The organism is Gemmatimonadaceae bacterium (assembly GCA_019752115.1).
In the GTDB taxonomy this organism is placed as follows: Bacteria; Gemmatimonadota; Gemmatimonadetes; order Gemmatimonadales; family Gemmatimonadaceae; genus Gemmatimonas.
The window spans coordinates 67,947-94,890 of the sequence record JAIEMN010000002.1 but is presented as its reverse complement, the minus strand read 5'-3'; the positions used below and the strand labels follow the sequence as shown (position 1 = coordinate 94,890).

Below are 26,944 nucleotides of genomic sequence, written 5' to 3'. Positions count from 1 at the left end.
AGGGCCGTGGCCAAACGACACGCGAGACCGTCGGTGAAACCTCCGCCCGGCGCGGTCGTTAGGAGAGCAGCACCCGACGAAGTTTGACGCCATACGGATTCCCTGGAGGCCCCCGATGATCATGGCCCTGCTGTCTTTTGCCGTCGCGACCGTGGTCGCGATCGTGCTGCACGGCTCGACGCGCAAGTTCGTGCGCAATCGCCTGCGTTACGTGGACGCGGTCCAGAAAGGGCTGGCTCCCTGGCTCGCCGGCGGCGCCGCCTTCTTTGTGGGGTCGCTCCTGGTCCCGGTCCTCCCGCTCGTCGGGATCGGCACGGCCCTCACCGCCGGCTTCGCCGTCGGCAGCGGCGTCGCCGCCGGCGCCCGGGACATCCGCAACGGCGTCTCCCCGATCGTCTACGGCCCCTAGTCCCGCCGTTCCCGCCGCACGTATACGCTCCACGTATACGCCCTACGTATACGCGGTACGTATGCGCCCCACGTATACGCCGTTCCCCCAAAGAGGGTCCGAGAGGCCCTCTTTGTTATTTTCCCCCCATGTCGTCCTCTCCCGCCTCTGACAAGACCCTCCCCTGGGTCGCCCCGTTTGCCGTCTTCATGATCTGGCTGGCGGTCGGCCCGTCGCTCGGTCTGCCGCAACCGTGGGAGTCGATCGCCCGCGTCGGTGTGCTGGTCGCGGTGCTGCTCACGATTTCGCGTGACGTCGTCTTCTCGCTGCGCATCCGGCACCCGCTCGCCAGCATCGCGCTGGGGGTGGCCGTCTGCGCGATGTGGGTCGCCCCCGACCAGCTCGTGCCCGGCTGGCGCGACCACTGGCTCTTCACCAACCGCGTGACCGGCAAGGTCACCACCTCGATTCCGCCCGAGGAGTTCGCGAACCTGCTCGTGGTGGTGCTGCGGGTGGTCCGAGCCGCGCTGCTGGTGCCGATTCTGGAGGAGCTGTTCTGGCGCGGGTGGCTGCCACGCTGGCTCATCAACAACGACTTCGCCAAGGTCCCCCTTGGCACGTTCAACACGATCGGCTTTGTGGGCACCGCCGTGCTCTTCGCGAGCGAGCACGGCCCCTTCTGGGAAGTGGGGCTCGCCTGCGGGCTGATCTACAACTGGTACATGTGGAAGACCAAGTCGCTCGGCGATCTGGTGCTGGTCCACGGCGTCACGAACCTGGCGCTCAGCGGGTTCGTGCTGATGACCAGGCAGTACGCGTACTGGATGTAGCGTCAGGTCGAGATGGTGTCTTCCCGCACGAGCAGGGCGTGGGCGCCGGCGAAATCGAGATGCAGGATGTCACCATGGCCGTGCAGGATCCGTACACTCATGGAGTGCGGCGCCGCCGGATTGTCGGTGTGCAGCATGTCGCCCTCCACGCGGTAGAGCAGGCCGATCACCTGATCCCTTCCTCCGACATCCACATGGTAGTGCAGCGCTCCGTCCGGCCGGAATTCCATGCGCACCCCCGGCGCGAAGTCGAGCGACGGGTCGGCGCGCATGAGGCGCCACGTGCCCAGCAGCCAATTCGCGGTCATGGGCGAAGAATAATTCGGGGGCTGACACTCGTGCTCGGACTGGTGCTGCTGGTGGCCCGGCCGGCCCGCGCGCAGATCGACCACGCGCTCTTTGATCGCCTGCTCAAGGCGCACGTGGTGAACGGGCTGGTGGACTACGACGCCTTTGCGCGGGCGCCCGAGTTTGCGCGGTATCTCGGGCAGCTCGCCACCACGGAGCTCCGGCAGCAGAGCGGGGACGAGCAGCTGGCGTTCTGGATCAACGTGTACAACGCCTACACGATTGCGCTCATCAACACCCACCATGAGCGCGGGTCCATCCGCAACATCAACAAGACGCTCGGGGTGCTGCAGCTCAAGGGGCCGTGGAACGAACGGATCGTGCGGGCCGCGGGGCGCACCCTCACGCTCGACGAAGTGGAGCACCGCATCCTGCGGAAGCAGTTCCACGAGCCGCGCGTGCACTTCGCCATCGTGGCCGCCGCCAAGGGGAGCCCGCCGCTCCGCAGTGAGGCCTATACCGGCGCCAAGCTGGTCGACCAGCTCTGGGACCAGGGGCACGTCTGGCTGACGCAGTACCCACAGGTGAACACCTGGGAGCGGAACGGCCTCACGCTGAGTCCCATCTTCAGCGCGTACTTCACCGACTTCGCCAATAACCACAAGGAGTTCGGGCTCTACATGGCCCAGTGGTATGACGGCGAAGCGCGGGAGAAGCTGGAGGCCGGGAAGTACTTCCGACGGCAGTCGCAGTTCGACTGGTCATTAAACCTGTTGCCCAGGACGGCGACGAGATAATCCGCGAAATCCGTGTCATCCGTGGCCACGGCATGCTGGCCACGGATGACACGGAAACGCACGGTGGAACAGCGGTTTCTTGTTGGGGGAATGCGGGGTTGGTCACCAATCCCCTGTTACCCCTGGGCAATCCGCCGCGTCGCATGAGGTATCCCTCCCACCTCGGAGACGCCCATGCCGTCGATTCGCCGTCAGGTTGCCCGTGTGAAGGCCATCCGCCTCGACCAGTCCTCGATTGGTGAGGCGGGGCTCGCGTTCCTGCTCGCGTACGTCGCTGCGTACTTCTTCAGCGCGCTCTGAGCGCTGATCAGGTCCGCCACGCCTGGCTCGCGATGCCATTGGCATCGCGACGCCACGGCACCCACGCCAGCCCAACCAGCTGGACGTGCACATCGCTCGCCTTGGCTTTGACCACTGTGGTGGTGAGTGCCTCGGTCTGCGCGTCATAGCTCGCGCCCAGCGCATCGATCTCGCTCTGGAGCGTCTGTTCGAGCTCGGCATATTGCGCCTGCGCCGCTTCGAGCGTCTCGGTGGCGCGTCCCACGTCGCCGCTCTGCTGCGCGGCGCGCCCCGCGCCCCGCACCGCCGTGCCCACCTTGCTCACGGTCGTCGCCGAGATCTTGCCGCGGCCAAAGATCGCGCCGAGAATCGCGCCGCCCACGCTGATCGCGGTATCCATCTTGGCCTGACTCGCCTGCGCGGACTCACGCTCGACCGCCTGCTGCGCGCGCCGCACCTTGTCCTGCGCCGTAGTGAGCTTGGTGGCGTACTTGGCGCGTAGCTTCTCGATCTTGGCGTCGCGATCTTCGCGCGACTTGAGCTGCAGGCGGGCCCGGAAATCCCCTTCGCTCTCGCCCGCGTTCGATGTGAGCTTGTAGGTGGGGCTCGTGAAGAGCTGCACCTGTTCGGTGGTCACCACGAACTTCTGCAGCGTCTTTTCCCACGCTGCGTAGTTCTTGGCCTTCATGGCCGCGTCGGGCACCGTGGCGAAGCTCGCCCCATCGGCCGGCACCTTCTCCAGCGCCGACGGGTCGAGTTCGATGCGCTCGGCGCTCGTCCAGTCGAGCGCAATGGGGCCGTCGTCCACGCCGGCGAGCAGCGCCACGCGGCGTGACTCGGTGACGTTGAGCTTCGCGTTGCTGAAGCTCACATCGGCGAGGCCGAGCACCATGGGGTGATACTGCAGCGCGCCAGCCCCCTCGCTGACGGCCGGCAGGAAATACTGCGGGACCTCCGCCGGCAGGACTGGCGGGCGGGTGTTGGCCGATGCATCGACGGCGGCGAGCCCGCCACCGGTATTCGTGGCTGCTGCCGCGGTGGGTGTCGCGGTTGCCGCCGGCGCCGGCGCTGCCGCGGTGACCGCCTTGATCTGCTCGCGCGTCATCGGGCCGGCGAGATAGCTCAACGTCCAGCGCGTTTCGAAGGTGATGGGCGCCGGTTCGTGCACGCTGTGCAGCAGGAACATGCGCTTGCCGAGGCCGGCGATCGTCTGCTCCATGGCGGCCTTGTCGAACGCCTGCCCCCCGCTCGCGCCCTCGAGGCCTTCCATCACGCGCATCTTGTCGCGCTCGGTCTGCAGGCGGCCAATGAACCAGGTGCCCGTGTTCGACAGGCCACGGTAGTCGAGGTCCACCGGATTCTGCGTCGCGAGGACGACCCCCAGCCCGAAGGCACGCGCCTGCTTGAGCAGCGTGAGCAGCAGCACCTTGCTCGGGGGGTTCGCTACGGGCGGCATGTAGCCGAACAGTTCGTCGATGTAGAGAATCGCACGCAGCGACCCGGTGCCCGGCTGCGACCGCACCCACGCCAGAATGTCCGAGAGCAGGAGCGTCATGAAGAACATCCGCTCGGCGTCGCTCAGGTGCGCAATGGAGATGACCGAACCGCGCGGTTTGCCGCTCGGGTCGTAGAAGAGGCGCGCCGTCTCCAGCGGTTCGCCCTGCATCCACGTCTGAAAGCCGGGGGCGGCCAGCAGGTTGTTGAGCTGCATCGCCAGCGCCATGCGGTCTTTCGGCGGAAAGACCGTGTCGAGCGGCATCACGCCCACCGTGCTGAAGGGCGGGCTCTGGATACCACCAATCAGCCCTGCGAGATCGAGGCTCTTCCCGTCGCTCCAGTGGTGATTGAGGAGGTTGGCGATGAGGATGTGCTCGCGGCTCGAGATCGGATCGGCTTCGATGCCGAGCAGCGAGAGCAGTGAGGTGGCGGTGGCGCTCACGCGCTCCTGCAGCGCTTCGGCATCGTCGCGAATCGCGGCCGGCGGTGCGTCGAAGGCGCGCAGCAGCGAAAGCGGGCGACCGGCGGTGGAACCCGGCGTGTAGATGGTTACCTCAGCCGCGTCGCGCAGGCGCTGAATGCGCGCACCATCCTGTCCCCACCCGGCGAGCCCATTCTTCCACGCGCTCGCCTGCTGTTCGGCGAATGCCTCGGGGGTGACCCCGGCGTTGCTCGCCTGCTGCGGATCCACCCACGGGCGGAAGTCACTCGCGGCGAGGTTGGGGAAACGCAGCGCGAGGTTGCCAAGGTCGCCCTTGGGGTCGATCGCAATGACCGGCACCTTGTCGATGAGCGCTTCCTCGATGAGGTCCACGCCCAGGCCGGTCTTGCCGCTGCCGGTCATGCCGATGATGACGGCATGCGTCGTGAGGTCCTTGGCGTCGTAGAGAACGAACTCGTCACGGCGCTGCTTGGCGGCGAGGTCGTAGCGCTTGCCGAGGTAGAAGGCGCCCAGCGTTTCGAAGTCAGTCACGGAGAGACCGGCGGCTCAGGGCCGCGTGGGAGGAGTGGGGCCCGCGGGGCGAAACTGCGCGAGCAGGTCGGCGACGTGTTTGCGCGCCGCGTCGATTTCGTAGTCGCGCACGGGCGCGTCGGTCCCATCGACGCGCTTGCGACGCGTCACGGCGGAGTCACCGGCGAAGGCGAGCGTGAGTTCGACCTCCAGCCGAGTGGGCGAGCGATCGGATGCCTGCGCGGTCTGGCTGCGCGATTCGGTGTACGTGCGCACCGCACCGGTGGGAGCCAGCTCGATCGTGCGCCGGGCCGTGCCGTCGGTGCCAAAGAGGATCTGTTCGGTCACGACGGTGAGGCTGTCGCGCGGTGCGGTCGTGAACGTGATGCGTTCGTCGCCGTTCTGCCATGCCCCGGCGGCGGGAAGGGCGATGGCCTCGTCGCGCTGACGTGCGGCGTCCTTCGCGGCCGGACGTTCGGTCGTGACGCAGGCCGCCAGCAGTGTCGCCAACAGCAGGATCACCGGCGTACGCGCGCCGGTGCGAGTCCACCCCCACATGGTGAGAACGGTACGGCTTAGAACTCGCGCCGCTTCATTTCCTTGAAGATCCCTTCGGCGTCGCTGCCGGGGAGATCGTCCTTGGTGCCACGCGTGGCCTCGAGGGTTGGGTCGTAGGCCTGGCGTGCGGGCTTCTTCGTCTGCGACGCCTTCTGCTGGGTCTTCTTGAGCAGGGCCTTCAGCTGGTTCTCTTTCATTGGCGCAAACGCTCGGTAGGGGACGCAAATCCGGCTGGGATGCCTGCTTAAGATTGTGCTACCGATGCTCCCCACTGTAAAGCGACGCGCCTGGCCCATTCTGCTGACTGTCCACCTGCTGGCCGCCCTGGCGGTCGGGGTGCAGCGACTGCTCTCCGGGGCCCAGATCAACAACTTCCTGATCTTCCGGAGCGCCTTTCACCACCTGATGGCGGGGCAGGACCTGTACGTGCCCTATCCGGCCGAGCACTTCGACCTCTACAAGTACTCGCCCACGTTCGCGCTGCTCTTCGCGCCCTTTTCGCTGCTGCCGCTCTGGCCGGCGCTGCTTGCCTGGAACCTGCTGAACACGGTGGCGCTCTGCTGGGCGGTTCGTGCCCTGGTCGGGCCCGAGCGCGGGGCGGTGGTGCTGGCGGTCTGCCTGCTCGAGGCGCTGGGGGCGATGCAGAACCTGCAGAGCAACGGGCTGGTCGCCGGCCTGATGATCGCCACGCTGGCAAGTCTCGAGCGGGAGGGGGTCGCCGGCGGGGCATTGGCCGTCGTGAGCGGAACGGCCGTGAAGATCTTCCCCGGAGCGGCCGGTCTGCTGGGAGTCATGGACCGCCGCTGGTGGCGCTTTCTGCTCTGGAGCGCCGGGCTTTCCGTGGTCTTCTTACTGCTGCCCCTGCTGGTGACGTCGCCCGAGGGGCTGCTTGCGCAGTACCGCTCGTATGGGCACCTGCAGGAACTCGACCGCCTGCGGCATCCGCAGATGTGGATCGGCGGCCTGCTGCAGCAGCGTGGGATCGCCGTGAACGGGGTGGCCCTTCAGGGGGTGGGGCTGGCGATCGTGCTGACGGCCGGCGCGGTGGCGCGAACGGCATGGCAGGACGCCGCCGTGCGCCGCCTGCTGCTGGCCATCCTGCTGATCTTCTCCAACATCTTCAACCACAACGCCGAGTCGCCGAGCTATGTGATCGGTCTGGCGGCCCTCGGGATCTGGTGGGTGTCGATACCGAGGGCGCGCTGGCGGGACGGCCTGCTGGCGTTCGGGGTGGTCATGGGGTCGCTCGTGGCGAGCGATCTGACGAGCAAGGCGTTCCGGGCAGCCTACCTGGTGGAATGGAAGGGTAAGGCGATCGTGATGACCGTCGTTTGGGTGGTGCTTCTCTGGGAACTGTGGGCCGCGGCGGCCGCCGCCCGGCGGCGGGTGGGACGAATCGGGGAAGCAACCCAAAGCTGGCCAGCGAGTTAGCTCACCACTTGACAGACAGCCGGGTTCGCCATTTTGCCTGTTGACACCCTGACGGGTTGGGGCTACCGTCTAGGGGCATTTGAAGATGAGGGGCGCGCCACGGGCGCGGGAAATCGTGTGACTGCGGGCGACTTCGGGGACCTGCAACTCAGCGGGTCCCTTTTTTCGTGGCAGTCGTTCGGACTCAATGCAGGGCATCCATCGCACAATGGATGCAACCCGCGCGGGGGTTTCGTCCGCGAACCAACACGAGTGCTCGGTGCGTACGGCAGGGCCGGACTCCGAACACACAGCAACAGGAGCAGTGCCATGCGTACGACCGGCAAGGTGAAGTGGTTCAACGATGCCAAGGGCTTTGGTTTCATCACGCCCGACGACGGCTCGAAGGATTGCTTCGTCCATCATTCGGCCATTCAGGGCGGCGGCTTCCGCACCCTGGCCGAGGGTGAGCGCGTCGAGTTCGACATCGTTCAGGGCCAGAAGGGCCCCGCGGCCGAGCAGGTCGTGAAGCTCCGCGGCTAAGCCGCGGTTCTTCAGGAACTGAAGCGGGCCACCAGTCACCAGACTGGTGGCCCGTTGTCGTTGCGGGGGGTGTTGTAAATCAGTGCGGCCCGATGCGGAGCGAGCGCGTCGCGTGGTACACTTCGCGCAGGAAGCTCACCAGCCCATAGATGAGCGCGCCCATCGTGAGCACAAAGAGCGTCGCCACCACGCGGGAAATGTCGGTGGGGATGAACGCACTGACGAAGAGAATGGCGATGATCACGCACACGAGCAGCGCCGCCAGCGTGAACATGGCAATGGCGCGATTGATGTGCCGCGCGCGGCGCGAGAGCCAGCGCAGGTCGTCACCCGCCAGGACGTGACGTTCGCCGGTGAGATCCGGCAGATGCCCTTCGATCAATCGCGCGCGATCGATGATCCGGCCGAGGCGGTTGGTGAGCACGCCCAGCATCGACGCAATACCCGTCAGCAGAAAGACCGGGGCGATGGCGGTTTGGATGATGTGAGCGATGGACTCGACGCGGGCTTCCTGGAGCATGATGCAAGGTAGTAGGGTGGAACCGATCAGTCGTGGGTGTCGGGTTCTAGGTCGTGGGTTGTGGGTCAACCGCGGTTCACCCGCAACCCATGACCAAAAACCCGAAACCGACAACTGATCAGTTCAACCCCAACCCCTATTTGATCTCCCCGTTCCCCCGGTAGTAATCGCCGAGCAGGTGCTCCGCGAAGTACTCCATCAGCATCCGCTGATTGTACGGCCCCGTATCGCGGTAGCCGTGCGGCTGGCCGGGATAGATGAACAGGTCAAAGCGCTTGTTCGCCTTGATGAGGGCATCCACGAGGCGGATGGTGCCGCCGGGGTGCACGTTGTTGTCGAGGTCGCCCGTCGTGAGGGCCAGGTTGCCCTTGAGGTTGGGGGCCAGCTCCCACGTGGTCGGGACCTTGATGTCGAAGCGGAGATTGTCGGCGTTCGTGGAGTCCTGCACCACCTCGCGCGCCGCCGCGTTGCCGGCGGGACCGCCGCGGCGCTGCCCGTTGGCGGCGGCTCCACGCGCACCGCCGCGGCCCGTATCGGCTTTGGCGAGCACCTTCACGCCGTGGTTCCACTCGCTCCAGTTCTGGTTGTAGATGTTGTTGTCGTGATTCCCCGACTCCGACCAGCCCACCTTGAAGAACTCGTTGTAGGGCGGGAGCAGCATCGCGGTGGCGGTCATGAAGCCGCCGCCGGAGTGGCCGAAGATGCCGACCTTGTCGATGTCGATGAACTTGTGGCGCGCCGCGAGCTGCTCGAGCGCCGACTTCTTATCGGCCAGCGCGTAGTCGCGCATGTTGAAGTAGCCGAAGCGATGATACGCGAGCGAGCGGAGCGGTGAGCCACCGCGGTGGCCCACCTCGACCACGATGAAGCCCAGCTGCGCGAGCTGCAGCAGCGGCTGCCGTACGCTGAAGCCGGTCGTGAGCCCCTCGGTCTGCGGACCGGGGTACACGTACACGATGACGGGATACGTCTTCGTGCTGTCGAAGTCGATCGGCTTCCACAGGTTGCCGAACAGTTCCGTCACCCCGTCCGCCGCCTTCACACTGAAGGTGCTCGGCAGCGTGAAGCCCAGCTCCTTGATCTTCGAGAGATCCATCTCCTCGAGCTTGGTGAGCTGCTTGCCGGTGAGGCCATCGCGCACGACGCTCTGCGGCGCGAGATCCATGCGCGAGAAGTTGTCGTACACATAGCGGCCGGTGGGTGAGACCACACTGCCACCGCCGCCTTCGCCGAGCGCAATGGCATGATGCGCGTTGCCGGCATCGAGGAGCGTGAGGCCCGTGCCGTTGCCGTTCACCTTGTAGAGGTGCGTCTGGTAGAGCTGCTCGCCCGGCTCGCGCCCCTGACCAATGACCCACACCGTGCCGGTGGTGGAGTCGATCTTGGCGATGCCGCTCACGTTCCACTGCCCCGTGGTGAGCGGCATCTTCTCGCCACCGTCGAAGCCATAGACGTAGTACATGCCCCAGCCGGTCTTCTGGCTCCACCAGAGGAAGTCGCCCCCCTTCTTGAGATACGCGACATTCTTGGGCTCGATCGCGGCGCCTTCCACGGCATCGGTGAGCAAGACCTTGATGGCGCCGGTCGCCACATCGACTTCGATGAAGTCCACCGCGCGCTGCGGGCGATCGCGGCGGACGAGCCGCACCTTGTCGCCGCTCACCGGGAAGTGCACGTCGCTCAGCGTCTGATCCTTCCACTTCGCGACGTTGAGCTGCTTGATGGCCTTCTCCCCGCGCCGATACACCCAGAGCTCGGTGCGCGTCACATCCTCCTCGCCCGGCATCGTGTACTTGTAGTGCAGCAGCACCGGGCGCGGATTCGCGAGCACATTCACGAGATAGAGATCCTTCACCTTGCGCTGATCACGGCGCACGAAGGAGAACGACTTGCCATCGGGTGACCACGTGCCGGCCGGGCGCACGCGCATCTCGCTGCCCGCGTTGTCGGTCTGGTCGTCGGTGTTTTCGCCGTCCTGCTGCCCGCCACCGCCGTTGAGCGCGTTGAGCTGCCGGCGATTCTCGGTGGTGTCGCGGGCGCCGAACGAGTAGTCCTCCACGCCGTCGCTCGAGATCTTGAGCGTGTCCGGCTTGCCCTTCTCCACGTAGTACAGGTTGTGGTTCAGCGCGAAGACGAACGCCGAGCTGTCGGGGTTGTAGTTGCGGAACTCGCGGCCACCACCGCCGCCGAAGCCCCCGCCGCCACCGCCACCGCGGCCACCCTGTTCAACTTCCTCATCCGCTGCCGGGGGCGCGCCGCGCTGGACACGGCCGAGGCTCTTGAGCTGCTCGGTCGCCAGCGTCCACTCATAGCGCGTGGTGTCCACATTGAAGCGGAACGCCTTGTGGTTCTTGAGGAACGTGATGCTCTGGAAGGGCAGGTTCGTGGCGTCGTACGGCTTCTTGCTCAACACCGTCAGCTGCTCGGCGAGCTTGCTCGGTTCGAAGAGCAGGCGCTTGCTGCCACCGGTGGGTGACGGCACGTAGAGCATGAACCGGACGCCGTTCCGGTCTTTCCAGTAGTAGTACATGCTGTCGGTCTTGCCGAGGAAGCGCGGCTGCACGACCTGCGTGTACGTGATGGGGCGGAGCGCGGCCGCCGTGAAGCGGTTGGCGAGCGCCCAATTGGCCTTGGTGGTGCGGCCTTCGTCAGGCTGCTTGGCTTGCGGGCCGACCTGGGCGCCGGCACTGGCGGCGACAAGGGCGAGGAGGCCGGTGAGATGGCCGGCGCGAACTCTCAGGGACATGCGGGGGGCTCCGTACGAGGGGTGACCTCAGAATACGGGCCGGGCGGCGGGTCTGCTGGGGGCCTGGGGCGCCTTCGGCGCGACAACCAACGAGGGAAGGGGACAACCAACGAGGATCTCCGCCACACCGATCCTCGTCAGTTGTCCCGATCCTCGTTCGTTGTCCCGATCCTCGTCAGTTGTCGCGCGAAGCGCCTGAGAAGCGCGTCGTGAAGTACGGCTGCGTCCACGCCGGCCGGTTGCCCGAGTCGATCACCTTCGCGCGCACATACCGCTCGGTGCCCGAGAGGGTGTACGACGGCGTCAGACTCCGATCGGTCTTGAGCACACGGCCTCCGGCGCCGATGAACAGGGTGGTGTACTTGAAGTCCCCCTGCGGCAGGATGCGCAGCGAGATGCGCGCGCCGTCGGCACGGATGGAATCAAGGATCGGCCCCGTGCTGGCGTAGAAGCGGCCGGCATCGAGCGCCTGCGTGATGGCGTGGCCATCGAGCGACGGGGCCCGCACCACGACCCAGCCGCGACCGGGGTTGGCGCGATTCACCGCGAACTCCCCCTGGAAGTGATGGGCGTCGTCCACCGCGATGCCGTAGATCCGCTTGCCGCCGGTGAGCAGCGCGTCCCACGCCTCTTCCATACCCGGCCAGTCGCCGCCGCCGGCGTTGTGCACGGTGGGGTGCCCGTTGAAGATCTCGATGAGCCGGTCGTTCTTCATGCGGCGCAGGACGGTGGTGTCGATGCTCCAGACAAAATTGGGGTGGTTCACGTGCGGTACGGCCTTCTCGGCGCGGATGGTATCGATGGCTTTCTGCAACGTACCGAGGAGCGTGCTGTCCTTCGGGGCGGGAATGACGCGGGTGACATCCAGCGCGTTGACGTGGATCTGAGCCTTCTGAAAGCTCGTCGTGACCTCTTCACCGGGAATGAGCCGGAAGCTCGAGTCCTGCAGCGAGTCGAGCGTCGCGGGGTTGGTGAAGACGTTGTGATCGGAGAGTACAAGCCATCGATAGCCGTGCGCGCGATACCAGCGGGCGACCTGCGACGGCGGCGTGTCGCCATCGGAGTTGGTCGTATGCGTATGCGTGTTGCCCTTGTACCACTGCCCACCGTCGGGGGACTGCCCGGGGAGGAAACGGGCGCCCGGTTGACGCACGAACGCGCTGGCCACCAGCGCCGCGAAGAGCGCGGCCGGAAGAATACGCATGGCAGTGGTCGGGTTTGAGGTGCCCCAATGTAGCGCGCGCCACGCGCCGGTGCGGGGTGCTAGACTTCAGCGGTGGCGCGTTCGTGACCGCGCCGGGATTCACTTCAGCTAGGGAGCAGGACGATGGGCCTTCTCGACGGCGCACTCGGCAACGTGGCGGGTTCTCTTCTCGGCGGACAGAGTGGTGACGCCGCGCAGATGATTGGGGGGTTGCTCAAACAGTTCGGCGGGCAGGGCAGCACGAATGGGCTGCTGGCCGCGGCGGTGTCGGTGCTCCAGCAGCACGGCGGCATCGAGGGACTCGTCGCCAAGTTCCAGCAGGCCGGACTAGGCGACATGGTGCAGTCGTGGATCGGCACGGGCGCCAATGCGCCGGTGACCGCCGGGCAGCTCGAACGCGTGCTGGGACACGACGCCGTCGCCGAGGTGGCGTCGCAGGCGGGCGTCTCCACGCAGCAGGCGGCTGGCGGACTGGCCTCGGTGCTCCCCGAGCTCGTGAATCAGCTCACGCCCGGCGGGTCGGTACCGGCGAACAGTTCGGAGTTGATCGGCACGGTCATGGGGATGCTGCGGGGGTGAAGGCTTGAGGCGCCTTTGGCGCGACAACTCACGAGGTCGGGGACAACTCACGAGGGCATGCGAGGTGGGCGGCCTCGTCGGCAGTCCCCTTCTTCGTTTGTTTTCGCGCGCAGGCGCCCTAGCCATACCCTCCAACGCGCGCGAGAATAGCACCATACGCCAACCCAACGCCGACATGCTGCAACTGACCGTCAACGGCACCCCCCGCACCTTCAGCGGCGACGAGACGATGCCGCTGCTCTGGTTTCTTCGCGATGAACTGGGGCTCACCGGCACGCACTACGGATGCGGCATCGCGCAGTGCGGCTCGTGTACCGTGCATGTAAACGGCGCCCCGGTGCGGGCCTGTCAGCGGCGCATGTCCACGCTGGCGGGGGCCACGGTCACCACGATCGAGGGGCTGCACCCCAGCGGCGAGCATGCGCTGCAGGTCGCGTGGCGTGCGGTCGATGTGCCGCAGTGCGGCTTCTGCCAAAGCGGGCAGATCATGCAGGCGGCCACGCTCCTGGCGCGTAACACGCAGCCGACGGACGCTGATATCGACGCGACGATGAACGGGCATCTCTGCCGCTGTGGGACCTACCCGCGCATCCGCGCCGCGATCAAGCAGGCCGCGGCACAGATGGACAAGGAGAAGACCAGGTGAGCGCGCGCACCCGACTGCCGTGGCTGGGCGCAACGGGCGCCGCCCGCGAAGGCACCGCCGACGATTCCCGTCGCGACTTCCTGAAGGTCCTCGGTTTGGGTGGCCTGGTGCTCTCGGCGAGCGCGCTTGGTGTCCGCCGTCTGGATGCGCAGGCGTTCAGTGGCCTCATCCTCGCGGAGCCGTGGGAAGCCCAGGCATACATTCGCATCGGCGAAGACGACATCGTCACGATTGTCTGCCATCGCTCGGAGATGGGACAGGGCATTCGCACGACCATGCCCATGCTCATTGCCGACGAGATGGAAGCCGACTGGAGCCGCTGCCGGGTGGAGCAGGCCGGCGGTGACGAGAAGAAGTACGGCAGTCAGAATACCGACGGATCCACGAGCATTCGTGACTTCCTCGATCGTTATCGGGAAGCGGGAGCGACCGCGCGTGCGTTGCTTGAAGACGCCGCCGCCAAGCAGTGGGGCGTACCGGTGGCACAGGTGAAGGCCCAGAACGGCGAAGTGGTGCATGCCGCGTCGAATCGTCGCCTGCGCTTTGGCGCGCTGGTCGCCACGGCGCGCACGCTTCCCATGCCGGCCGCTGGTCGCGTCAAGGTGAAGGCGCCCGCCGAGCGTCGTTGGGAAGGGAAGCAGATGCCCGGCATCGACCTCGTCCCCATGACCACGGGGACGGCCGTATACGGCGGCGACGTGCGCCTCCCCGGCATGAAGGTCGCCGTGATCGCGCGGCCGCCAGTGTGGGGCGGCACGATCGCGTCGCTCGACGACAGCGCAGCGAAGGCGATTCCGGGTGTCGAACGCATCGTGCGCCTGCCGGAATCCAAGGCACCGGCCGGCTTCATGCCGCTCGGCGGTGTCGCGGTCATCGCGGCGAACACCTGGGCCGCCATTCGCGGGCGCGACGCGCTCAAGATCACCTGGAATGACGGCGCCAATGCCAGCTACGACAGCGTGGCGTACAAGGCGCAGCTCATGGCTGAAGTGCGCAAGCCGGGGCAGGCCGGTCGCAATGTGGGCGACGCGACCAAGGCGCTCGCGGGTGCAGCGCGCAAGGTGAGCGCCGAGTACTGGATGCCGCACCTGGCGCACGCGCAGATGGAGCCGGTGGCCGCCATTGCGCGCTGGGAGAACGGCACGCTCGAGGCGTGGGCGCCCACGCAGAGCCCCATGGACGCGCGCAAGACGATCGCCGAGTATCTCAAGGTGGACGTCGAGAAGGTGAACGTGCATGTCACGCTGCTCGGCGGTGCCTTCGGGCGGAAGTCGAAGCCCGACTTCATTTGCGAAGCGGCGTGGCTCGCGCGCGAAGTGGGTGCGCCGGTGCGCGTGCAGTGGACGCGCGAGGATGACCTGCGCAATTCGTATCTGCATTCGTGCGCCGCGCATCGGTTGGAGGCGGCGCTCGATGCGAAGGGCAAGGTGACGGCGTGGCTGCATCGGTCGGCGTATCCCGCCATCAGCGCGACGTTTGCGCCCGGCGTGAAGGGCGCCGAGCCCGACGAGCTGACCAACGGCGCGAGCGACGTACCGTGGGATGTGCCCAACCTGCGCGTGGAGATCGGTGAAGCGCCGGCGCACACGCGCATCGGCTGGTTCCGCAGCGTGAACGCCATTCATCATGGCTTCGCGATCGGCTCCTTCGTGGACGAGCTCGCGCGGGCGGCCAAACGCGACAGCGCCGACTTTCTGCTTGACCTCATCGGGCCCGCGCGGCGCGTGGACCTCTCGATGGCCGGGTTGGTGAAGCCGGCGAGCAACTACGGCGGGACGTGGGCGGACCATCCGCTGGATACCGCGCGCGCGCGTCGCGTTGTGGAACTGGCCGTGGAGAAGAGCGGCTGGAGGAGTGGTGCGCTCGCAAAGGGTCGTGGCCGCGGCATCGCGATGCACCGTAGCTTCTTGACTTACGTCGCCGTGGTCGCCGAGGTGGAGGTCGCGCCGGATGGCACCGTGAGCTGTCCGCGGGCGACCATGGCCGTGGATGCTGGCTTCATCGCGAATCCCGATCGTGCGCGTGCGCAGATGGAAGGCGCCTTCATCATGGCCATGAGTAATGTGATCTACAGCCAGATGACCTTCGCCAACGGCAAGGCGGTGCAGGGGAACTTCCGCGACTACGAGCTCGCCCGGATGCGCGCGACGCCGAAGGTGCTCGATGTGGTGCTCGTGCCGAGCGAAGGCAAGCCGGGCGGGATTGGCGAACCGGGCGTGCCGCCCTCATGTGGGGCCATCGCGAACGCCATCGCAGCGGCGACGGGAGTGCGCGTGCGGTCGCTGCCGGTAGGGAAGCAGCTCGCGGGGTGGCAGACACGCGGCTGAGACGGATCGCCGACGTCAAAACGGGGCGCGCTCGGTACTCGAGCGCGCCCCGTTTTTGTGTGGGTGATGCAGCCTAGTACCGCGGCCGCGTCTTCCGCGGCGCCTTGCCGCAGTTCTGCGGCCAGTTCGCCGGCCACGTGCCCGGCGAGCGATCACGCTTGATGAATTCCGGATCTTCACTCGCGAGATACACCATCATGGCGGCGAGCGTCGCGTTGTGCTTGAGATCGTCGAACACGATCTTGTCGTACGTGTCGCGGTTGGTGTGCCAGGTGTACGTGTTGTAGTTCCAGCTCACCGCACCCATGCCAAAGCTCGGCGTGCCGAAGCAGGCGAACACCGCGCCGTCGGTGCCACCGGGGTTGCCGGTGGGCACGTCATTGAAGCTCCAGCTCACCACGTTGGCGCTCATGCTGTCGGTGTAGAAGCCTGGAAGCTTCTGGTACCACGCCTTGAGGTGACGGCCGATATCCGTGAGCCCCGAGCTCGAGAGGCTCTGCACGCGTCCGGTACCGTTGTCCTGATTGAAGAGCGCCTGCAGCCCCTTGAGCACTTCCGGGTGGTCTTCCGTGAACGCGGTGGAGCCGTTGAGCCCCTGCTCCTCACTCGCCCAGTGGCCAACCATGATCGTCCGCTTGGGCTTCGGATACGCGGCCTTCAGGATGCGCATCGCTTCCATGGCCATCATGGTGCCGGTGCCGTTGTCGGTCGCACCCGACCCGCCGTCCCATGAGTCGAAGTGCGCCGAGAGCATCACGTACTCCTCGGGCTTCTCGGTGCCCTTGATGGTGGCGATGGTGTTGAACACCGGCTGCTCGCCGAGCAGCGTCGCATCGAGGTCCAGGCGCACCGTGGGATGCTGGTTGTTCTCGGCCAGGCGATACACGAGGCTGTAGTCTTCGCAGTCGAGCGTGACCGCCGGCGCTTTGGTGTTGTACGTCTCGAAGATTTCGATGACGCCCCAGCCACCCGCCCCCTGCGCGCCACCGCCAAAGCCACCGAAGCCGCGACCGGCCTGGGCGAGGCTCGCCGCCGGGCCACCGCCACGATCGCTGGCGCCGGTCGGCGTACCACCTGCGCCGCCGCGTCCTCCGCCCGCTCCGCGTCCTCCGGCGCCGGCGCCAGCCGGCGCCGCCGCGAACGGATTGTTGAAGCCACTCAGCTTGTTGCGCGACGTAATCATGCCGAGTACGCCCGCCTTCTCGAGGCGCATACCCAGCGTCCCCGTGCCCAGCGCCATGGAGTAGCCCGTGCCGCGATAGAGCTTCGTGCTGTCCGGGCGGCCGTTCGTCGTCATCACCGCCCAATCCTGCTGCACCTTCGCGACGGCGCTGTCCATGCGCGCCTTGCTCTCCGGTGTGGCCCACCGGATCCAGTCTTCACTCGGCCGGCAGGTGGGGAACGCCGGCGACAGGAGTACGATCTTGCCGCGCGCCTTCGGGAGCCATTTCACGAACTCCGTGCTGTCGGCGAACTTCGGCAGAATGATCGCTTCGGCCTTTACGGGCACGCCCTTGGTGCCCGGGCTCCACGCGAGCATGGTGCCATCGAGCGAGCGCACGCGGGGGGAGATCAGGTCCACGTGCGACGTGCCGCGACGCCAGCCGCGCCACGTGCCGTAGTTTTCGCGCTTGGCCTCGATGCCCCAGCTCTTGTACTGGGCGATCGCCCAGTCGCTGGCCGCGAGGAAGCCCGGGCTGCCGGTGAGGCGCGGGCCGACGGAGTCCATCAGCGCCTGCGCGAGCGAGGCGACCTTCGAGCTGTCCATGCCGAGGCGCCACAGGCGCTGGATCACGGCATCGTCGGTGGGGAACGTGGTCTTCTGGGCGGCCGCGGGCGCCGCAACCGCGAGGGCGGCCGCGCCAGCCAACGCCGCATGACGCAACGCGTGGCGAAGGAAACGGGACATGAGGGGGAGCGATGAGGTGAAGCCGCGAAAATGAGCAGCACCCCAACGTACCACTCAGCGCCGGGTCCTGTTGGCCTCCTGCGCCCGTGAATCGGGGCGCTACTTCCCGCGCGGCTTGGGGGTGTCGAAGTCGTCCTTCGGGATCGCGCCCCAGTCCTTCTTGGGCGCGCCACGCTTGGGCCCGTCGTGCGGGTTGGCCCGCTTGGTCGCCGGCTTGGGGGTGGGGCGTTTGCGGCCGGTGCCGCCTTTACCGCCTTTCATCGTGCGCCTTTCGCTGCGCTGAGGATCTCGCTCGCCACACGCGTGCCCGATTCGACGGCCCCTTCGAGATAGCCCTGGGCCTCGATGGAGGTGTGCTCGCCACAGAAGTGGCAGGTCCCCACCATCTCGCGCTCCGCTCCGGCGATGCGCGTGTACTGACCGACGCGATAGAACGAGTACGAGCCGAGCGTCCAGGGATTCCGCGGCCAGTCATCGAAGGAGGCGACACCCGTGTACGCGGCGGTGAGCCCCGGCATCACCGGTTCGACGCGCGTGAGGAATTCCGAGGCCAGCGCCGAGGCGAGTCGTCCACTCTGCGCTCCGGTGACGTTGCCACCCGTGAAGTTCACGAGTACGCCCGAGGTGCCCGCCTGTGCACGCGTGACTTCCCACGTGGCCTGATAGCCGCGATCACTATAGCTATCGCCGTTGCCGCCCAAGGCTGTCCAGCGACGCGTACTGAACTGCAGCGCGAGCTTGGCGTTGCGTCCCATGCCGAGTTCTGCAATGGCGCGCTGCTTGAGTGCCGGAAACCCGGCGTTGCGCAGATCGACACGATCACGCATGACTGAGAACGGAATCGCGAGGACGAGGCGATCGGTGATCACACTCGTGCGGTCGTCAAAGTCGAGCGTCCAGCGAGAACCGGTGGCGCGGAGCGCCACAAGGGCCTTGCCCGTCTCGATCTGCCCTGCGAGCCCCGCGGCGAGGCGGCTGACAATCTGGTCGTTGCCGCCACGCACCTTGTACTTCTCGTTCGAGGGGCCGAAGAGACGCAGCTGTCCCTGGCCCACGCCGCCGAGGAGATACACCAGATTGAGCGCGGACTGCTCCGTGGTCTCGGCGCCGTACTCGATGTTGTACGCCACATCCAGCAGGGCGCCGATGGGCGATGAGACGCCGCCCGGAACGCGCGTATTGATCCAGTCGCGCACACTCAGGGCGTCGAGTGCGCGACCCTGCGCCGTCGACTGCGAATAGAGGGTGGGAAAGCCTGCCTCGACGTAATCGCGCTTGAGCGGCTGCCACACCGGCTTGAGGTCGTCGAGTGCCTGGCCATAGGAATAGGCGCTCCCGTTGAACCAGAAGAGTGGGGAGGTTCCGTTGGGCTCGGCCGCGAGCAGGTTGTCGAGCGTCAGGCCCAAGTCCTGCGCGAGTTGACGAATCGTGGTGTGTGCCTGATCGATCAGTTCGCCGCCATGCTCGGCCTGCTGCGGCGCGAAGGTCGAGCGATTGGTCCAGCATCGACCGCCGAGGCGTGTATTCGCCTCGAAGACCGTCGCCATGATGCCTTGCTGCTTGAGGCGCCACGCGCAGGTGAGCCCCGCCAGGCCAGCGCCGACGATCACGATCCGCTCCTCGCGTATGGCGGTGGGCGTGCTTGCGGTCGAGGCGTCGGCCGGGCTCGCCAGGTCGGACGCGCGACAGGCGGTCAGCAGTGCGCCGGCGCTGATACCGGATGCCTCGATGAATCGACGACGCGACCATCTCCCCGCGTCGGGCGCCGGTGTAGGCGTGGCGGTGGACGACGTGGCGGCGGTCGTCGCGACGAGATCGGCAAGGGAGCGGAGCAGCGGCGTGCGCATGGGAGCGGTACGGCTTCAGGCGGGAAAGGCGTCGACACCGGCCGATGCAGGTGCTGCGATACTATGCACCACACCGGAGCCGTGCGGAATCCGTCACGCCGCTGGCACCGCGCGGGCGGCCGTCAGTGATAGTTCCGCCCTTTTGCATGCTGCTCGCCGCCGCCGAGCTCGAGCGGTTTGAACTGCTTGGCGCGGACGTTCACGACGTGTTGCTCGACCTGCAACGTACCACGAATCAGCAGCAGCGGGGTGGTGGAGATGAGCAGCGCGTGCTGCTCGAAGCGGTCGGGGGTGATGACGATGTTGATCATCCCGGTTTCGTCTTCGAGCGTCAGGAAGACGAACCCCTTGGCGGTGCCGGGGCGCTGGCGGCAGATCACGAGTCCGGCCACTGCCACCGGTTGGCCGTCCTTGCCGCGTGCGTGCGCTTCGCGGGCGGTGAGCACACCGTTCAGCGCGAGATGTTCGCGCACGTGCTTCATGGGGTGACCCGCAAGGGAGAGTCCGGTCATGCGGAAGTCGGCCTCGGTCAGTTCCACGGCGGAGTACGCGGGGAGCTGCGGCGCGGGCGCCGGCGCGGCGCGCGGCGCGAGCGGGAGTTCGGGGCCACGGGTGGCCGCCATGACCTCCCACAGCGCCACGCGGCGGCGGCGCTCGGGGGGCTCGTGCGCGAAGAGACTGTCGAACGCGCCGGCTTCGGCGAGGCGGCGCCAGGCGGTGCGGTCCAAGGTGACGCGACGGACGGCGTCCTCGATACTGAGGAACGGGCCATCGTGGAGGGCGGCTTCGAGAGCGCGGCGGGCGCGGGCGCCGAGGCCGCGGACGAGACGGAGCCCTAAGCGGACGGCTAACCGATCAGTTGGGGGTTCCGGGTTCTTGGTGGTGGGTTGTGGGTTGATGCCCCAGCGGACGGTGCCGTCGTTGGGCATCAGCGTTCTGCCATCGGGGAGTTCCAGCGTGTGATCCCAGATGCTTTTCGTGAGATCGACCGGGCGCACTTCCACGCCGTGGCGTTTGGCATCTTCGATGAGCGTGCCGGGCGAATAGAACCCCATGGGCTGCGCGTTGAGGATCGCGCAGAGATACTCAGGGGCGTAGTAGTGCCGCAGCCACGCGGTCGCGTACACGATCAGCGCGAAACTCGCAGCGTGGCTTTCGGGGAAACCGTAGTCGGCAAAGGCGTTGATCTGGTTGTAAATGCGGCGCGCGGTCTCTTCGGGAATGCCGTTCGTGGCCATGCCGGCGATGAGCTCTTCGCAGATGGCGGCCATCCGTTCGCGTGAGCGCTTGTGGCCCATCGCGCGGCGCAGCTGATCGGCCTGCCCGGGGGTGAACCCGGCGGCGGCAATCGCGACCTGCATCCCCTGCTCCTGAAAGAGCGGCACGCCGAGCGTGCGGCGCAGCACCTTCTCCACGCTGGGGTGTGGATAGGTAATGGGCTCGAGCCCTGCGCGGCGGCGGAGATAGGGATGCACCATCTCGCCCTGAATGGGCCCCGGGCGAATGAGGGCGACTTCCACGACGAGATCGTAGAAGCAGCGCGGCTTGAGCCGCGGCAGCGTGTTCATCTGCGCGCGACTTTCGATCTGGAAGAGCCCCACGGTGTCGGCCTTGCACATGACGTCGTACACGGCCGGGTCACTCATGTCGAGTTGCCCAAGGTCGACGTTCACGTTGCGCGTGTGGCGGATGTACAGCAGACAATCCTGTACTACCGTGAGCATACCAAGGCCGAGCAGGTCGATCTTGACGAGGCCGACGGGATCGAGGTCGTCCTTCTCCCACTGGACCACGGTGCGCCCCGGCATGGAGGCCGGTTCGATGGGGACGATGGAGCCGAGGGGTTCTTCGGTGAGAATGAAGCCGCCGACGTGGATGGAGCGATGCCGCGGCAACTGATGGAGACCATCGACGACCTGCGCAAGCTGTTGCACGCGCGGATCGTTCGGGTCGAGCCCCGCGCGCGTGAGCATCTCGCGCCCGCTCACGCCATCGCGCGTGGCGGTGGTGCGGTTGCGCCGCTCTTCGTGGGATTCGTCGGCGTGGGCGTCGGTATATCCATCCACCGGCATGCGCGACGATGGATCGAGCTTGGGACGCAGCCGCCCGCCGGGGCGCGAGTTATCGGCGCCCTTGGCAAGCGGTCCGAGATGCGCGCGTTCATCACCCTCGATTTTTCGTTCGGCCTGCAGGTCGAGTAGCTGCTGCCAGGTCGCATCCCGCTCAGAGATCCCCTTGGGTGCCCGTTGCGCATTCGGCGACCCATACGGCTCATAACTCGCCTTGGGCTTCGGTCGATCACTCGCCGACAGTTTGGCGGTCGCCGCCACCTTCCGTGCCGCCTCCCGCACCACGCGCGCCTTGGTGGTCGCCTCGGTGCCGCGAATCATCGCCTGCCCGAGTCGTTCCGCCTCGCCGTTCGTCTTCCCGCCGTTCGTCTTCTCGCCGTCCGTCTTCCCGCTGTCTAATGCGTCCTCTTCATTCACCCGCAACGCCTCCGCCGTCGATCGCGCACTAAACCGATCCGACAACGCCGCCAGCACATCCGCCTGCTCCGTACTGAACCCCAGCACGCGCGCCGCATCGCGCACCGCGCTGCGTCCGCGCCAGGTGATCTGCTCGCACACCATCGCCGCGTGTTCGCGCCCGTAGCGGTTGTACACGTACTGCAGCACCCGCTCGCGGTCGCGATGGGCAAAGTCGATGTCGATATCGGGCGGCTCCTTGCGATCTTCACTCAGAAACCGCTCGAAGAGCAGCTCCATGCGAATGGGATCGACGGCCGTGATGCCCAGACAGAAGCAGACGGCCGAATTCGCCGCCGAGCCACGCCCCTGGCAGAGAATCCCCTCGCGACGCGCAAAGCGCACGATGTCCCACACGGTGAGGAAGAAGCCGGCGAGATCGAGCTTGCGGATCATGCCCAGTTCGTGTGCGAGCTGCCGATCGTGCTTGGGCGTCCGCTGATTCCCCCACCGCTCGTACGCGCCCTGTTCCACCAGTCGCGCGAGATACTCGTTCGCCGTCACCCCCGGGGGCAGTGGAAACGCCGGCATGCTCGGCTTGAGCTGCTCCAACCGAAAGGCACACCGCTCGCCGATGCGCAGTGTTTCGCGCACCCCCTCCTCGGCGCCGCGCCACCGCTTGTAGATGAGCGACGGCTTCTTGAGCGCCCACTCGGCGTTGGGTTTGAGCCGCGTCCCCATCGTGTCGAGTGTCTTTTCATGGCGGAGCGTGGTGAGCACATCGTGCACGATGCGCTGCTCCGGCGTGGCGTAGTGCACGTTGTTCGTCACCACCCAGGGCACACCAAGTCTGGCGGCGAGTGGGCGGAGCTGATCGACCAGCGCGCGCTCTTCCGGCAGCCGATGATCCCAACATTCGATGGCGAGATGCTCGCCGAACACATCGCGCAGCTCGCCGGCGGCGGTCCAGGCGTCGTCGGCCTTGCCTTCGGCGAGCAGCTGCGGAATCCACCCGCGCGGGCAGCCCGTCAAGGCCGTGACCCCCTGCACATGGCGCGTCACGAGCGCCCACGGCACACTGGGCCGGCCGCGTTCACTGTCCATGCGCGCGCGCGTCACGAGCGACGCAATGTTGCGGTAGCCCTCGCGCGTTTCGGCGAGGAGTACGAGATGGGTGCGCCGTTCACGGCGTGGGCCATTGCCGCTCAACTCGGGCATGCGCACGGTGAGCTCGGCGCCCAGAATGCCGCCGATACCGACCGCCTCACAGGCGGTGCCGAAGCGGACGACGCCCCCCAGCTCGTCGTGATCGGTGAGCGCGAGGGCGGGGTAGCCCAGGGCGGCGGCCCGCTCGGCGAGCGTTTCGGGGAGGGCGGCGCCGTCGAGGAGGCTCAAGGCGGAGTGGCAGTGGAGCTCGATATACCCGAACATACGCCGAAATATACTGCTGGCGGCGGGTTTGAACGGATCAGTTCGGGGTTTGGGGTTCTTGGTTGGGGGGGCTGGGTGAACGGTGGATGGAAAGTGATTTGTGACAATCGCTTGGACCGGTAGTCCGGAAGCTTTTTTTTATGGGTTCCGCGTTATCCTATTTCCCGTCTGAACGCCTCGATTCCCGTGCTGATGCCTGAACGTTCGTTGCCGTCCATTCCTGAGCTCCTCGAGACCGTCGATCAGTTGTCGACGGCGGAGCTTGATGGGCTGCCGTATGGCGTCATTCAGCTCGATACGGCGGGGCGGATTCTCAAGTACAACGCCACCGAATCCGAGCTGGCCTCGTTGCCGCAGGCGGAGGCGATCGGGAAGCAGTTCTTCACCGAAGTGGCGCCGTGTACGCGCGTGCAGGAGTTCTACGGCCGCTTCACGAATGGCGTGATCCAGGAGTCGCTCGACGTGAGCTTCCCGTTTCACTTCGCCTTCAAGCAGCATCCGCGCGATGTGCTGGTGCACCTCTGGTTCTCGCGCCGCACGCGCAGTGTGTGGGTGCTGATTCGCGAGATGGGTGGCGCGCGCGTGCCGGAGCGCGTCGCCTAACGTTCGACGCGCTTACCGCGCGCGCCGCAGAACCGCGCGCAGCGAGTCAAGGGACCCGTCATTCGGCGCCGGCTTTACGCCGAGGAGCGCCGCGAGCAGTTCGTAGACGTGGATATTCTGCACCGGCTTGAGCACCTGGCCCGGCGCGATGTCCGGCCCGGCCGCAAGAAAGAGCGCACCCATGCTCGGCAGCTGATTGTCATAGCCATGCGTGCCACCATGCACCGGCTTGCGGTTCGCCGCGCGCCACCGGGTGGTGGGCGTCCACCCTTCGTCGGCGATCAGTACGAGCGGCGTGATGCGCGGATGCGCTCGATAGTGGAAGCGCGCAGGGATACTGTCCTTGCGATACACCTGCACATGCGGCGCCTTGCGAAGCCCGGCATACACGGCGTCGAACTTTCTGGGCTTGGGCGTGATGGCCACCACCGGTGACCAGTCCACGACATCGGCATCCTCAATCGTGATGTAGTCGTCGAGGAACACCTGCCGCGACGTGTCGACCTCCGTCATGCCGTGATCGGAGACGATGATGATGTTCGTGCGATCCGTGAGGCCGCGCGCGGCAATACCATCGAGCAACTCGCCCACGAGCGTGTCCACACGCGCAATGGCGCTGTCGGTCTTGGCGTGCATCGGCCCGAAGTCGTGCCCCGCATCGTCCGTCGTGCTGTAGTAGAGCGTGACGAAGCGCGGCCCCTGACCCACGGGCATGGACAGCCACTCGAGCACCTTCGCGATGCGCTCGCGATTGGGATACTTGTTGTTGAACGGCGTGTACCAGCTCGGCCGGCGCCCCTGGATTTCGTAGTCGCTGCCGGGCCAGAACATCGCGGCCGTCTTGACGCCCTGCTTCTCGGCCGTATTCCAGATCGGCTCGCCGCCCCACCAGCGGGTGTCGCGGGCCACCATCGAATCGCTGATGGTGAACGTCTTCCCGATCACACTGTCGTACATCGTGTTGGCGATGATGCCGTGATGTTCGGGATAGAGCCCGGTGACGACGGTGTAGTGATTCGGGAACGTCTTGCTGGGGAAGGCCGGGATCATCCGCTCCAGCCGAGTACCGCGCGCGGCGAGCTCCCGCAGGCGCTTCGCATAGGGGCGCGCGATGTAGTCTGCGCGAAAGCCGTCGAGCGAAATGAGGACGGTGGTGTGCGGAATCTGCGGGGCGGGGCGCCAGGCGGATGCGGTGGCGGCGAGCGCGAGGATGAGGAGCGGGAGCAGGCGGCGCATGACTGAAACTTAGTGCGCGGGAGGGCGTGGTTCACGGGGCGCCAAAGGTGCCCCTATACTCCACCCGCCGGATCTCGGCAACCGGTCCGAAGTTGAGCAGCAGGCCGACCTGAAGCCCCGCTACCGCCAGATACCGCTCCAACTGCTCCACGTGCGCCACCGCCAGGCGTTGGGTGCGCTTGACCTCAATGATCACGACGTTGTTGACGAGAATATCCGCGCGATAGTAGCCGATCGGGATCTGCTCGTAGTACACCCGATAGGGTACTTCGCAGGCGACGATGAGATCGCGCTTGCTCAACTCGATGGCGAGCGCACGCTGATACACGGCTTCCTGCAGCGCGTGCGGCAACTGGCGGCGCACGCGGTAGTACGCGTTGATGATCTGGTCGGTGATGTCGCGATGGCGCATGCGGGGATCATGCGCCGACCGGGCGGATGTCGTGTCATCGTTTCGGCGCGCATGGGGGCATTCGAACGCGTTGGTGGTCCGCCCGGGAACCCTCGGCGGTCTGAACGGTACGACGGGTGCGCTTCACCCTCTCGAATGCCCAATGCAGACCGACCGCGCCTCCCTCGTTGAACTGGGCCTGCTGCCGGACGACACCGGAGCCTGGCCGCTCTCGTCGCTCTTCGATCACACGCACGCACGGGCTGGGCACGAGGCGCTCAAGCGGTTGCTGGTCACACCGCTCACCAGCATTGCCGAGATCGAGGCGCGGCAGGCGCTGCTCCCCAAGCTCGCGCGGGCGCTGCAGGGGGTGAGCTGGCGCGATCTCCACGCGCTCGCGCAGCAGGTGGAGCAGGGGCTCAGCTCCAACTACGTGCTGGCGCCGAGTTCGCGCGTGGAGGTGATGGCGTTCGCTATGCAGCATCGCGCCATCGTGACCTTTGCGGCGCAGTTGGTGGAGCGGGTACATCAGCTGCGGCAGCTCATGCGACCGATTGCCGATCAGGTGAGCGGCTTGTCGGGCGACGCGGCCTTCCTCGCGCTCCGCGACGGCCTGGCCATCGCCATGGCCGACGCGCGTGGGCAGATCCTCAGCGATGCCGTGTATGCGGGCGGGGCGACGCGCCTGGCGGCGTGTGATACGCTCGTGCGGGGATCAGGCACCGACACCGAGGTCGCGTATCGCGATCAGCTGCGCGTGGTCATCGCGGCCGTTGGGCAGCTCGACGCGTGGTGTGTACTGGCGCGGGCGAGTGCCTCCCTCGAGGGTGCGGTTCCGCGCATGGTGGCGCGTGATGGTACCCTGCAGCTCGAGGCGCTGCGGCATCCGCTGTTGCCCGATGGGGTGACCAACACCGTGCAGCTGGGGGCGCGCGATCGCGTCTGCTTCCTCACCGGCCCCAACATGGCGGGGAAAAGTACGGTGCTGCGGGCAATGGGTCTCGCAGTGTACTTCGCGCATCTCGGTCTCGCCGTGCCGGCGGTATCGGCCACGATCCCCTTGGTCGAGCGGTTCGTGGTATCCATCGCCGTGCGCGACGATCTCGCGCGGCGTGAGAGTCTCTACCTGGCCGAGGTGCGTCGGGTGAAGCGCGTGGTGGAGGCGGTGACGCGGTGCGAGGCCGTGTTCGCCATCATGGACGAGGTCTTTCGCGGCACTAACATCAAGGATGCCACCGCGGCGACCAGCCTGCTCGTGGACGGCTTGGCCGCCGCGTCAGTCGGGCGTTTCATCATCGCGTCGCATCTCGCCGAGGTGGGCTCGGCGCGCGAGACCCTGGCTGGCGTGCGCTGCCTGTTCATGGAAGCGGAGGTGCAGGGCGACGCGATTCGCTTCTCGTACCTGCTACGGCCCGGGGTGTCTGACGTGCATCTCGGGATGCGCCTGCTCGATGCGGAAGGGGTTGGCGGCATGCTCCGAGCCCTCATATCGCGTTGA

Annotated in this window: 23 protein-coding genes; 10 read left to right on the top strand and 13 right to left on the bottom strand. The window is 66.8% G+C overall.

Features of this window, described 5'->3' with window-relative positions:
* The first annotated feature begins 121 nt into the window (after positions 1-121).
* Positions 122-409, top strand: a complete 288-nt coding sequence (locus K2R93_00760) for a hypothetical protein (protein MBY0488342.1) — start codon at positions 122-124, stop codon at positions 407-409.
* Positions 410-537: 128 nt separating this feature from the next.
* Entirely contained in the window at positions 538-1,218 is a 681-nt protein-coding gene (locus K2R93_00755; GenBank protein MBY0488341.1) for a CAAX prenyl protease-related protein, read from the top strand.
* 2 nt (positions 1,219-1,220) lie between these two features.
* On the opposite strand, the gene K2R93_00750 is transcribed toward K2R93_00755, so the two are convergent.
* Positions 1,221-1,526 carry a hypothetical protein gene (locus K2R93_00750; GenBank protein MBY0488340.1) on the bottom strand — a complete coding sequence of 102 codons (306 nt, stop codon included), beginning with the start codon at positions 1,524-1,526 and terminating at the stop codon, positions 1,221-1,223.
* Between the two features lie 30 nt (positions 1,527-1,556).
* Between K2R93_00750 and K2R93_00745 the strand changes: the two genes are divergently transcribed.
* A complete protein-coding gene (locus K2R93_00745) occupies positions 1,557-2,303 on the top strand; it encodes a DUF547 domain-containing protein (protein ID MBY0488339.1) in 747 nt (248 codons plus the stop codon).
* 307 nt (positions 2,304-2,610) lie between these two features.
* Here the strand turns inward: K2R93_00745 and K2R93_00740 are convergent, their stop codons facing one another.
* The 3 genes from K2R93_00740 to K2R93_00730 are packed head-to-tail and all read right to left on the bottom strand — an operon-like array spanning position 2,611 to position 5,786.
* On the bottom strand, positions 2,611-5,052 hold the full coding sequence (locus K2R93_00740; GenBank protein ID MBY0488338.1) for a DUF87 domain-containing protein: 2,442 nt from the start codon (positions 5,050-5,052) through the stop codon (positions 2,611-2,613).
* Between the two features lie 15 nt (positions 5,053-5,067).
* Positions 5,068-5,589: a hypothetical protein gene (locus K2R93_00735; GenBank protein MBY0488337.1), complete on the bottom strand. Its 522-nt coding sequence runs from the start codon at positions 5,587-5,589 to the stop codon at positions 5,068-5,070.
* A 17-nt stretch (positions 5,590-5,606) separates the two neighbouring features.
* Complete coding sequence (locus K2R93_00730) at positions 5,607-5,786, bottom strand: hypothetical protein (protein MBY0488336.1); 180 nt, start codon at positions 5,784-5,786, stop codon at positions 5,607-5,609.
* 64 nt (positions 5,787-5,850) lie between these two features.
* Between K2R93_00730 and K2R93_00725 the strand changes: the two genes are divergently transcribed.
* Both K2R93_00725 and K2R93_00720 read left to right on the top strand, forming a co-directional pair.
* Positions 5,851-7,020 (top strand): DUF2029 domain-containing protein, encoded by a 1,170-nt coding sequence (locus tag K2R93_00725; protein MBY0488335.1) that lies wholly within the window; start codon positions 5,851-5,853, stop codon positions 7,018-7,020.
* A gap of 309 nt (positions 7,021-7,329) precedes the next feature.
* Positions 7,330-7,542 (top strand): cold-shock protein, encoded by a 213-nt coding sequence (locus K2R93_00720; GenBank protein ID MBY0488334.1) that lies wholly within the window; start codon positions 7,330-7,332, stop codon positions 7,540-7,542.
* A 79-nt stretch (positions 7,543-7,621) separates the two neighbouring features.
* Here K2R93_00720 and K2R93_00715 read toward each other — a convergent pair whose 3' ends face one another.
* The 3 genes from K2R93_00715 to K2R93_00705 all read right to left on the bottom strand — a co-directional run bounded on the left by K2R93_00715 (position 7,622) and on the right by K2R93_00705 (position 12,012).
* Positions 7,622-8,062 carry a DUF2721 domain-containing protein gene (locus tag K2R93_00715; protein MBY0488333.1) on the bottom strand — a complete coding sequence of 147 codons (441 nt, stop codon included), beginning with the start codon at positions 8,060-8,062 and terminating at the stop codon, positions 7,622-7,624.
* A 136-nt stretch (positions 8,063-8,198) separates the two neighbouring features.
* On the bottom strand, positions 8,199-10,808 hold the full coding sequence (locus tag K2R93_00710; protein ID MBY0488332.1) for a DPP IV N-terminal domain-containing protein: 2,610 nt from the start codon (positions 10,806-10,808) through the stop codon (positions 8,199-8,201).
* Positions 10,809-10,983: 175 nt separating this feature from the next.
* Positions 10,984-12,012 (bottom strand): CehA/McbA family metallohydrolase, encoded by a 1,029-nt coding sequence (locus K2R93_00705; GenBank protein ID MBY0488331.1) that lies wholly within the window; start codon positions 12,010-12,012, stop codon positions 10,984-10,986.
* A gap of 123 nt (positions 12,013-12,135) precedes the next feature.
* On the opposite strand from K2R93_00705, the gene K2R93_00700 reads away from it, so the two are divergent.
* The 3 genes from K2R93_00700 (at position 12,136) to K2R93_00690 (ending at position 15,564) form a co-directional block, all read left to right on the top strand.
* Positions 12,136-12,591 carry a YidB family protein gene (locus K2R93_00700; protein ID MBY0488330.1) on the top strand — a complete coding sequence of 152 codons (456 nt, stop codon included), beginning with the start codon at positions 12,136-12,138 and terminating at the stop codon, positions 12,589-12,591.
* A 175-nt stretch (positions 12,592-12,766) separates the two neighbouring features.
* The gene (locus tag K2R93_00695; GenBank protein MBY0488329.1) at positions 12,767-13,237 is read left to right on the top strand and encodes a (2Fe-2S)-binding protein; all 471 of its coding nucleotides are present in this window, start codon (positions 12,767-12,769) and stop codon (positions 13,235-13,237) included.
* On the top strand, positions 13,234-15,564 hold the full coding sequence (locus K2R93_00690; protein ID MBY0488328.1) for a molybdopterin-dependent oxidoreductase: 2,331 nt from the start codon (positions 13,234-13,236) through the stop codon (positions 15,562-15,564). Before K2R93_00695 ends, K2R93_00690 begins: the two co-directional genes overlap by 4 nt.
* A gap of 73 nt (positions 15,565-15,637) precedes the next feature.
* Here K2R93_00690 and K2R93_00685 read toward each other — a convergent pair whose 3' ends face one another.
* The 4 genes from K2R93_00685 to K2R93_00670 all read right to left on the bottom strand — a co-directional run bounded on the left by K2R93_00685 (position 15,638) and on the right by K2R93_00670 (position 23,216).
* On the bottom strand, positions 15,638-16,804 hold the full coding sequence (locus tag K2R93_00685; GenBank protein MBY0488327.1) for a M20/M25/M40 family metallo-hydrolase: 1,167 nt from the start codon (positions 16,802-16,804) through the stop codon (positions 15,638-15,640).
* Between the two features lie 768 nt (positions 16,805-17,572).
* Positions 17,573-17,734, bottom strand: a complete 162-nt coding sequence (locus tag K2R93_00680; GenBank protein ID MBY0488326.1) for a hypothetical protein — start codon at positions 17,732-17,734, stop codon at positions 17,573-17,575.
* Complete coding sequence (locus K2R93_00675) at positions 17,731-19,320, bottom strand: FAD-dependent oxidoreductase (protein ID MBY0488325.1); 1,590 nt, start codon at positions 19,318-19,320, stop codon at positions 17,731-17,733. Before K2R93_00675 ends, K2R93_00680 begins: the two co-directional genes overlap by 4 nt.
* A gap of 122 nt (positions 19,321-19,442) precedes the next feature.
* Positions 19,443-23,216, bottom strand: a complete 3,774-nt coding sequence (locus K2R93_00670; protein ID MBY0488324.1) for a PHP domain-containing protein — start codon at positions 23,214-23,216, stop codon at positions 19,443-19,445.
* A 192-nt stretch (positions 23,217-23,408) separates the two neighbouring features.
* Between K2R93_00670 and K2R93_00665 the strand changes: the two genes are divergently transcribed.
* Positions 23,409-23,819 carry a PAS domain-containing protein gene (locus tag K2R93_00665; protein ID MBY0488323.1) on the top strand — a complete coding sequence of 137 codons (411 nt, stop codon included), beginning with the start codon at positions 23,409-23,411 and terminating at the stop codon, positions 23,817-23,819.
* A gap of 12 nt (positions 23,820-23,831) precedes the next feature.
* On the opposite strand, the gene K2R93_00660 is transcribed toward K2R93_00665, so the two are convergent.
* A complete protein-coding gene (locus tag K2R93_00660; protein ID MBY0488322.1) occupies positions 23,832-25,055 on the bottom strand; it encodes an ectonucleotide pyrophosphatase/phosphodiesterase in 1,224 nt (407 codons plus the stop codon).
* A gap of 31 nt (positions 25,056-25,086) precedes the next feature.
* Positions 25,087-25,467 (bottom strand): GxxExxY protein, encoded by a 381-nt coding sequence (locus tag K2R93_00655; protein MBY0488321.1) that lies wholly within the window; start codon positions 25,465-25,467, stop codon positions 25,087-25,089.
* A 142-nt stretch (positions 25,468-25,609) separates the two neighbouring features.
* Between K2R93_00655 and K2R93_00650 the strand changes: the two genes are divergently transcribed.
* On the top strand, positions 25,610-26,944 hold the full coding sequence (locus K2R93_00650; GenBank protein ID MBY0488320.1) for a hypothetical protein: 1,335 nt from the start codon (positions 25,610-25,612) through the stop codon (positions 26,942-26,944).